8 protein-coding genes are annotated in these 9,192 nt (G+C 71.4%); 4 read left to right on the top strand and 4 right to left on the bottom strand.

Features of this window, described 5'->3' with window-relative positions; all coding sequences use genetic code 11:
• The 3 genes from VKA86_00985 to truA form a co-directional block, all read right to left on the bottom strand.
• A partial coding sequence (locus VKA86_00985) for a hypothetical protein (GenBank protein HKK69760.1) occupies positions 1-391 on the bottom strand: 391 nt, incomplete at its 3' end.
• A 28-nt stretch (positions 392-419) separates the two neighbouring features.
• Positions 420-1,064, bottom strand: coding sequence for a transaldolase family protein (locus VKA86_00980; GenBank protein HKK69759.1), 645 nt, complete (start codon positions 1,062-1,064; stop codon positions 420-422).
• A gap of 29 nt (positions 1,065-1,093) precedes the next feature.
• Positions 1,094-1,894 (bottom strand): tRNA pseudouridine(38-40) synthase TruA, encoded by an 801-nt coding sequence (gene truA, locus VKA86_00975; protein ID HKK69758.1) that lies wholly within the window; start codon positions 1,892-1,894, stop codon positions 1,094-1,096.
• Between the two features lie 123 nt (positions 1,895-2,017).
• On the opposite strand from truA, the gene VKA86_00970 reads away from it, so the two are divergent.
• Together VKA86_00970 and VKA86_00965 are read left to right on the top strand one after the other, a co-directional pair.
• On the top strand, positions 2,018-4,024 hold the full coding sequence (locus VKA86_00970) for a HEAT repeat domain-containing protein (GenBank protein HKK69757.1): 2,007 nt from the start codon (positions 2,018-2,020) through the stop codon (positions 4,022-4,024).
• Positions 4,025-4,221: 197 nt separating this feature from the next.
• Complete coding sequence (locus VKA86_00965; GenBank protein HKK69756.1) at positions 4,222-6,861, top strand: tetratricopeptide repeat protein; 2,640 nt, start codon at positions 4,222-4,224, stop codon at positions 6,859-6,861.
• Here the strand turns inward: VKA86_00965 and VKA86_00960 are convergent.
• The gene (locus VKA86_00960; protein HKK69755.1) at positions 6,850-7,431 is read right to left on the bottom strand and encodes an ECF-type sigma factor; all 582 of its coding nucleotides are present in this window, start codon (positions 7,429-7,431) and stop codon (positions 6,850-6,852) included. The two genes, VKA86_00965 and VKA86_00960, sit on opposite strands and share 12 nt — an antisense overlap.
• A gap of 165 nt (positions 7,432-7,596) precedes the next feature.
• Here VKA86_00960 and VKA86_00955 point away from each other — a divergent pair, with 165 nt between their 5' ends.
• Together VKA86_00955 and VKA86_00950 are read left to right on the top strand one after the other, a co-directional pair.
• Positions 7,597-8,439, top strand: coding sequence for a choice-of-anchor D domain-containing protein (locus VKA86_00955; GenBank protein HKK69754.1), 843 nt, complete (start codon positions 7,597-7,599; stop codon positions 8,437-8,439).
• Positions 8,440-8,639: 200 nt separating this feature from the next.
• Positions 8,640-9,192 (top strand): hypothetical protein (locus VKA86_00950; GenBank protein HKK69753.1); only part of this gene is annotated, 553 nt, incomplete at its 3' end.

Below are 9,192 nucleotides of genomic sequence, written 5' to 3'. Positions count from 1 at the left end.
CCAGGATCCCGCTGCCCAGGCCGACCACCCGCCGTGGGCCGTGGCGGAGGTAGTACAGCAACTCGCTCCCACGCGTCGGCGGCGACTCGGCACGCAGGGTGTTGATGCTGACCACGACCTCGCTCACGCGCTGGGTGGCCTGGACGATCGCGTTCGAGCGCTCGCGATGGACGGTGTCGTCGATGCTCTCGTCGGCTTCGACCGCTGTCGCCTCGACCACCCGGACGTCCGCGGGAGGCTCGACCTCGACCTGCTCGACGACCGGTCCCTCGGGCGGCGGCGGCGTCACGTCCTGCCGCAGGATCACCAGGATCAGCAGCACCACCAGACCCAGGGCCAGTCCCATGAGGGCGCCCACCAACCACGGCATCGTCTTCGACTGCGAGTTCATGCGTCCTCCCGTCGTGGCCGCCCGGACCTCAGTGCTGGGCCCGGCGCCAACGCTCGAGGTGGTCGCGTCGGTGCGCGTCGGTGAGTGGATGCTCCACCAATCGCCGCAACAGGTCGAGCGAGACGGCGGCCCCGTCGGCTCCCATGCGCGCGGACTCCGACACGTGACCCGGATGTTCGAGCGCGGCCACCACCACGGCCGTCTTGAAGTCGAACTGGTCGAGCATGGTGAGCATGGAGCTGACCAGCGTGAGGCCGTCGCCGCCGGCCTCGTCGACCGCGCCCACCGGCGGCGAGAGGAAGCGGGCGCCCGCCTTGGCCGCGAGCAGGGCCTGGCTCACCGAGAAGCACAACGACGCGTCGACGGGAATGCGCTCGTCGGCCAGCGCGGCGATGGCGGGGATCCCGGCCGCGATCGCCGGCACCCGCACGATCACGCGGTCGCCGAGCGAGGCCAGGCCACGGCCCTCTTCGATCATGGCCGCCGTGTCGCCCGCGGTGACCTCGACCATCACGGGTCCCGGTACCAGCTCCAGCAGTTCGAGCACCAGGTCGGACTTCTCGGCCCCTTCGCTCGCCATCAGACCGGGATCGGTCATCACGCCGTCGACCACCCGCCAGGCGAGCGCCTCGCGCACTTCTCCGGCGTTGGCCGTCTCCAGAAGGATCTGCATGGGGTTTCTCCCGGCGCGTTGCATGCCTCTCAACCTTCGGTGGCCGCCGGCGGCGGCTCGTCGTAGTCCACGCGCTCCAGACAGAGCCCGTGCGGGGGTGCGGTGCCTCCGGCCGTCCGCCGGTCGCGCGCGGCCAGAACCTCGCGGAAGGTGTCGACCGGGCGCCGCCCGGCCCCGACCTCCAACAATGTACCGACCACGATCCGAACCATCGAATGGAGGAACCGGTCGGCCTCGATCTCGAGGTGACCCACGGCCCCGTCCCAGTGCAGCGCCGCCCGCCGGATCCGGCACAGGGTGCGGCCGGGCTCCAGCGACGCGGTCCGGCACAGGCTGGTGCAGTCGTGGTCGCCCATCAGCGGCTCGCACGCGGTGGCCATGGCCCCCACGTCGGTCCGCGGATCGATCCGCAGGTGATTGCGCCGCAGGAAGGGGTCGCGTTCGGTGGTGAAACGGTAGACGTAGCGCCGGCCCCGCGCTCCGAAGCGGGCGTGGAAGTCGGGCGGGGCGCCCGCCACCGACCGGATCGCGACGTCGTCGGGCATCATGTGCGGCAATGCCCGCTGGATCCGGGGCAGCAGGGCCGCGTCGGCCAGTGGCACCGAGCACACCTGACCGCGCGCGTGCACGCCGGCATCGGTGCGGCCCGCTCCCGGCGGCAGACCCGATAGCGGAACCAGACGCTCCAGCGCCGCCACGAGCTCGCCCTGGACCGTCCGCACCCGCCCCGGCTGGATCTGCCAGCCGTGGAAGTCGGTTCCGTCGTAGGCGAGTTCGATCCGCGCGACCAGCGCACAGGGAGTGGATTCGGACGAATTCGGCGCAGCCATCGTGGGCCGACGTTAGCAGCGGCCGCACCCCACGACCAGCCACGCGCTTGCCCGGACCCCGCCCCCGGTCTACGCTCCCGGCGGTGCCCGGTGGCCGGGCCCATCGCCCGACGGGAGATCACGGTGTTCCGATCCGCCATCGTCGCGAGCCTGGCCGTGGCCGTCGCTCTGACGGCCTGCACCTCTCCGGACGATCCGGATCGGCGGTGGCAGGACCTCCGCCGCTGGGAGGACACGCGCACCCTCGCCGGCGACAGCCTCACCACCCTGCTGCGCACCGGCGGCATCGACCTGCGTGCGTCGGCGGCCCGCGCCCTCGGCCGCATCGGCCACGCCGACGGCCTGATCCCTCTCACGCGCTGTCTCGTCGAGGACGGCGCCCCCGAGGTCCGCCGCGAGGCGGCCTTCGCCCTGGGGATCCTGCGCCACCCCGACGCGATGGAGACCCTGGTCCGCCAGCTCGACGTCGAGTCGGACGTCGAGGCCACGGCCGAGATCTGCCGCGCCCTGGGCCGGATCGGGCGCGAGGGCACGGCCGTGTATCTGCATCCTCTGCTGCAGAGCGACTACCCCCGCATCCGCGAGGCCACGGCCGAGGCCCTGGCCCTGCTGGCCGACGCGACGAGCGTGATCCCCCTGCTGACCGCGACCCTGGACTCGGTGCCGGGCGTCGTGTGGCGTGCGGCCTACGCCCTCGAAAAGGTGCCGGATCCGTCGACCCACCAGCGTCTCGTGGCGCTCACCCGCGACGAGTTCGCCCTGACCCGGCGCTACGCGATCCGCACCCTGGGCCGCATCGGCGCCGCCGACGCCGTCGACTCGATCGCCGCCCGCGCCTGGTCCGGCCACGAACACTGGCACCAGCGGGTGCGCGTGGCCGATGCCCTGGGCCGCCTGGGCGTGCTCACCCCCAGCGTGCGCGACTGCATCCAGGACCTGCTCGCCGACCCCGTGTTCCACGTGCGCGTCACGGCCCTGCAGGCGATCGGCCGTGCGGGGTGGCCCGACTTCACGGCCGCGATCCTGGCCCTCGGCGACGACCGCACCGTCGACGTCCGTGCCGCCCGTCTCGACGCCCTGGCCGCGCTCGACGGCGAGCGTCACCGGCCGTCCTTCGAGGCGGCCCTCGACGACGAATCGCCGATCGTGCGGGCGGTCGCCCTGGAGCACCTCGGCGAGCTCGGCACCCCCGACGACGTCGACCGGCTGGTGGCGGTGCTCGAGGCCGACGCTCCGGCCCCGGCACGGCTCGCCGCCACCCGCGGTCTGGCCGCCGCCGGCGACCCCGTGCCGCTCGGTCGGCTGGTGGCGCTGCTCGACGACCGGTCCGTGTTCGTCGCCACCGTGGCCGCCGCCGCGCTCGGCGAGCGCGGTGACCCCGCGGCCGTCGACGCCCTGCTCGCCGCCGCCGGCCGTCCCGACGACACCTCCGGCGAACTCCGTCGTGCCGTCTACCGGGCCCTCGGCGAACTCGGCGACCCCGCCGCCATCGAGCCCCTGCGTCGTGCGCTGCGCCAGGCGACCTCGGTGTGGTTGCGCATCGCCGCCCGCGACGCCCTCGAGCAGTTGCTCCCCCACCCCGCCGAGCGCGCCGCCCTGCCCGACCACGACGCCATCCGCATGGACGTCCGTCCCATCGAGCGCCCCGCCGACCAGCCCGCCCCGGTGGTCGAGAGCCGTGCGCTCGAGATCACCGTGCGGACCCGCCACGGCGACGTGGTGATCCGCCCCCTCGGTGAGCAGGCCCCCCAGATGGTCGAGAACTTCGCGCGCCTGGCCGACCAGCGATTCTTCGACGGCACGACCTTCCACCGCGTGGTACCCGACTTCGTCGTGCAGGGAGGCGACCCCACCGGCACCGGTTGGGGCGACGCCGGCTACACCGTGCGCAGCGAGTGGAACCGTGAGCGCTACGACCGTGGCGCCGTGGGCATCGCCCACTCGGGCAAGGACACCGGCTCGTGCCAGTTCTTCGTCACCCACGCCCCGCAGCCGCACCTCGACGCCCGCTACACCATCTGGGGCGAGGTGATCAGCGGCATCGAGATCGTCGACCACATCGAGCGCGGCGACACCATGCGCGTGTCGGTGTTGTGGTCGGAGGCGCCGGTGGTCGGTGCGGTCGACTGAGCGGGGCCGGCGGCGCAGATTCCGGCCGACGGGATCGGTGGGTCGGTCCGGTGACACCTGGGGATGATCCACCCCGGAACCCACGCGCTTCCGCGGCGGAAGTCGCAAGCTTCCGCGCCCGCGGACTTCCGCCACGACGCACCCGAGGGACTTCGGGTAAGCTCACGGGACCCGCCCCCGGAGCCTGGAGCCCGCGCGTGCCCGATCGGCAGAGACCTTCGGCGGCTTCGATCTTCGAGGCGGCTCTCGATCTCCCTGCATCGGAGCGCGCGGCCTTCGTCGCCGAAGCCTGCGCCGGCGACACGGACCTCGAGGCCGAAGTCCGGGCGCTGCTCGCAGCCGACGCGGTCGCGGAGGGGTTCCTGGATTCCCCGCCCGCGCTGGAGTCCGCGCTCCACGCCTCGGCGGCCGACGACGCCTCGAACTCCGACATCGGCCGCCGGATCGGTCCCTACCGGATCGACGCCATGATCGGCCGTGGCGGCATGGGCACGGTGTTCCTCGCCCGTCGCCTCGACGGGGACTTCGAACAGCGGGTCGCGATCAAGATCATCCGGCGCGGCATGGACACCGAGGACCTGCTCGCGCGCTTCCGCCGGGAGCGACGCCTGCTCGCGCGTCTCGAGCACCCCCACATCGCACGTCTGGTCGACGGAGGCTCGACCGAGGACCGCCGACCGTGGCTCGCCATGGAGTTCGTCGAGGGTCGACCGATCGACGCGTACTGCGACGACCGCCGCGTGGGACCGCGCACCCGCATCGAACTCTTCCTGTCGGTGTGCGCGGCCGTCCAACACGCCCACCGCAACCTCGTGGTGCACCGCGACCTGAAGCCGAGCAACATCTTCGTCACCGACGACGGCACGGTGAAGCTCCTGGACTTCGGGATCGCGAAGGTCCTCGATCCCGACGACCTCGATTCACGGATGACGGCAACGCACGTCCGTCTGCTCTCGCCGCGCTACGGCAGCCCGGAGCAGATGCGCGGCGAACCCGTGACCACGGCCAGCGACGTGTACTCGCTCGGCGTGGTGCTCTACGAACTGCTCACCGGGCTCTCGCCCTACGCGAACGAGACGGGGGAGCTCGAGGACATCGAGCGAGGCGTCCTGCGCATGGAGCCCCCGCCGCCGAGCATGGCCGTGTCGCGAGCTGCCACCCGGGACGCCGTCGTGTCCGGCGTGCGGACGGAGGACCTGCGGCGCGGCCTGCGCGGCGACCTGGATTCGATCGTGCTGATGGCCCTGCGCAAGGAAACCGCGCGGCGCTACGGATCCGTCGACGAACTCGCCGAGGACCTGCGACGGCACCTCGAGGGTCGGCCCGTCCGCGCCCGCCCCGATTCCCTGGCCTACCGCACCCGCATGTTCCTCCGGCGCAATGCGGTGGCCGTGGGCGCGGCGACGGCGGTGGCCGTCGCACTGATCGTCGCCACCGGTATCAGCACGGCCCTGTTCGTGCGCGCGCAGCGGGCTCAGGTCGCCGCCGAGACCGAACGCGAGACGGCCGAGTCGGTGTCCCGCTTCCTCCAGGACATGTTCGCGTCGATCGAGCCCTCCGTGGCACGCGGGGACGACACCACCCTCATGCGTCGGTTGTTGCGCGATGCCGCGGAGCGTATCGACGTCGATCTCTCGGCGCGTCCCGAAGTGGCCGCCACCCTCCACCACACGCTCGGCCGGGCCTACGCGAACCTGGACGAATTCGACGCCGCAGAGCGTCATCTCACCCGTGCCCTCGCCCTCGGCGCCGACGGCGACCTCGAGCGATCCGTCGACTACGGCCACCTGCTCTACGAATCCGGGCGCGAGGCCGACGCCGTGTCGGTCCTCGAGTCGACGATCGTCCGCGCGGACGCGCGCGCCGACACCATCGCGGCTGCCCGCGCGCGCTTCTACCTGGCCAAGTCTCTCGAGGCGCGCCAACGGATGGATCGCGCGTACGAGCTCTATCTCGAGGCCGACCGACTGTTCGCGCGTGCGGGCGAAGAGCAACGGCGGATCACCACCCTCGGCGGAATCGGCATCTTCCTGACCTACAATCGTCAGGACTACGCACGCGCCGACTCGGTGCTGCGTGCCGCGGTCGAGATCGTCGAGCGCACGCGACCGGGCGCGGTGATGGAAGCGAACACCTACCAGCTGCGCGCATCCGTCCTCCGACGCATGGACGCCTTCGATGCCGCGGATTCCCTGTTCCGGCGCGCCCACGATCGTTTCGCCAGTGTTCTCGACGACGACCACACGATGCTCGCGTCGGTCCGGGACGAGTGGGCCGGCTCCCTGGAGGACCAGGGTCGTCTCGACGAAGCGGAGCCTCTGTACCGCGCCGCCCTCGAGAGCGCGCGGGCGGTCTACGGGAGCCAGCACCGACAGACGGGCACCTTCGCCAACAACCTCGCCAACTGTCTGCGCAAGGCCGGGCGCTACGACGAAGCGGCCGCGCTCTTCGAGGAAGCTCTGAGCGCGTACCGTGCAGCCCTCGGCGAGGACCACGTGTGGGTCGCGATCGTTCTCGGCAACGTGGCGACGAACGATCTCCTGCGTGGCGATCACACGTCGGCGTTCGCGAACGCCGACGACTGCGTTCGGCTGCGCGCCGAGTACTGGGGCCCCGAACACTGGAGGGTCGCGCACGCGCGGGCGATTCGCGGTGGTGCGGCCTCCGGCCTCGGTCGTTTCGATGCCGCCGAGGCGGATCTGTTGGCGTCCCTGCCGCTCCTCGACGGATCGCTCGGTCCCGGGTCGGAAGCGGTCGAGCTGGCACTCACCCAGCTCCGCGCGCACTATCGGCGGTCCGGCCGCACGCCACCACCCGAGTTGGCTTCACGCTGGTGACGGCGGCTCGTCGCCCGCGAGGCGGCGGTAGAGCCACGCGCGCGCGAAGCGCCACCGCCGTTCGGCCGTGCGTTCGGTGATGCCCTGCGCCGCGGCGACCTCCCTGGCGGTCATGCCGCCGAAGAAGCGCATCTCGACGATGACCGCGTGCTCGGGGTGCAGGGCCGCGAGTTCCACCAGGGCCTGCTCGAGGTCGAGCACGTCGATCGGATCCTCGCTGAGCGCGACATCCTCCGCGGCGGTCAACGACAGCACCGGCGAATCCCCGCCGCGCTTCTCGCTCCGTGTCCGCCGCGCGTGGTCGACCAGGATCCGTCGCATCGCCTGCGCCGCGACCGCCAGGAAGTGCGCGCGATTCTGCCATTGCACACGGGTCTGATCGACGAGCCGGATCCAGGCCTCGTGCACCAACGCCGTGCTCTGCAGCGTGTGATCGGCGCGTTCGGCCGCGAACCGTCGGCGCGCCAACGTGCGCAACTCGTCGTAGAGAACGACGAGCAGTTCGTCGTGCGCGTCACGGTCACCCGAGTGGAACCGTTGCAGGACTTCGGTCAGGTCGTCGTGCGCCAAGCGAATCTCCGGGAGAGACGACGAGTGTAGGCGATGGGGACCGCGGCGTCACCCGGTGTCGGGTTCCGGAGCCCGATCACGCGTAGCACCGGGAGTCCACCTGAGCCGATGGACGGCCCACGTGGTCCGACCGACCCCATGACCGATACCCCTCGGAGGTTGCCGATGATCAGCTTGCGCTCGCCGTCTCCCCTGTGCGTCGTCCTCCTGGCTGCCACGCTGCTCGCCCCTTCCGCCGATGCCCAGGACATGACCGTCCGCATCGACGGCGAGGTGGTCACCAGTCCGTACGACTTCGTGTTCGCCGACACGCCGGTCGGCGAGTCGGCGTCGGTGGTCGTGATCCTCCGCAACGAGAGCAACCAGGACCTCGTGTTCACGGAGGATCCGCCCGTCATCCTCGGCGGCGGCTTCCCTGAACGGTTCCAGGTCGTCCAGCCCGCCCTGGAGAGCGGCAATCGGTTGAGCCCGAACGGGTCGACGGCCTTCCGGATCGACTTCGTGCCCACGTTCCGCTCCGCGAACGTCTTCACGCGGGCCTTCATCTACACCAACGCGGCTGCGACGCCCTTCGACCTCGGTGTACGGGGCAAGGCGACGGCTCCCGTGCTCACGGTCTCGCTCGACGGCGAAACGGTCGACGAAGGCACGAACCTGGACTTCGCTCCGCTCGCCTCAGGAGCGATCGCACGATACGTCTTCGTCGTCGGGAACACGGGCGACGCGCCGCTGGTCTTCGAAGGAGAGCCGGTGGTCTCGATGGTCGGGGCCGACGCCGCTCTGTTCACGATCGTTCAGCCGGCCCTGGAGTCCGGCGGCGTGCTCTCGCCGAACGGGAGCACCGCCTTCTCGGTGCGGCTCGCCGAGCCCCTGAGCGAGAACCGCACGCTCGACGCCACGCTCGTGATGGAGACGAACGACCTTTCCGGTGACTTCGCGGTGACGATCTCCGGAGACGTGGTCGCCGGCACGGCGTCGAGCTTCGGGGCGCTGAAGGCGCGTTTCTGATCTCACGCGGCCGTCGGACGCGGACGTCGGACGCGAACGTCGCACACTGAATTCAGATAGCGGCACGGGTCTCGTCCGATCCGACGGTCCCCGCCCCTCCGTCCCTCTCCGACCGCTCGGTGGGGAGCAGCACCATGTCGGCGACCGCCGGGTCGGACTACCGTTCGGACGCTTGACGCCATCGAAAGGAGCGTGACGGCGTGATCGGCTTTCTCGTATCCGTCGGCATCGCCTTCGTGGCGGTGCTCGTCCTGTTCGTCACGTTCAATCTCCGCACCACCAGCAAGGACGTGCAGAAGGCGCGGCACGTCTCCGACGCCCCGCCCGCCGACGACCTCGAACTGCGAACCCGCAGCGGCGAGACACTGCGGCTGGACGATCTCCGCGGACACGTCACCCTGCTCGTCAGCCTCCCCACGCACGACGTCGACACGGAGGGGCTGGTGGAACTCTCCTCCCTGCAGCAACGCTACGACGCCGGTGATCTCGAGATCGTCGGCCTGCCGATCGGAGTCGAAGACGCGGATCCGGATCGGGCCGCCGAACAGGCCGGTCCGATCCCGGTGCTCGCCACGGTCGACCACCACCCCCTGCGCGACCGGCTGCGCGAGGCGTTCGGCGACGTCGAAGTGCCCTACACGAAGCTGTTGATCGACGCCGAGGGCCGCGTGCGTGCGCGATTCTCCGCCGCCACCAATCCCCACAGCGCGGAACTCGGACGTGTGCTCGACGATGCGATCGAGAGCGCGCGCC

This window comes from Candidatus Krumholzibacteriia bacterium (assembly GCA_035268685.1).
Taxonomy (GTDB): Bacteria; Krumholzibacteriota; Krumholzibacteriia; order JAJRXK01; family JAJRXK01; genus JAJRXK01.
Note: the sequence above shows the minus strand (reverse complement) of the source record. Positions and strands in the feature narration are given on the sequence as shown.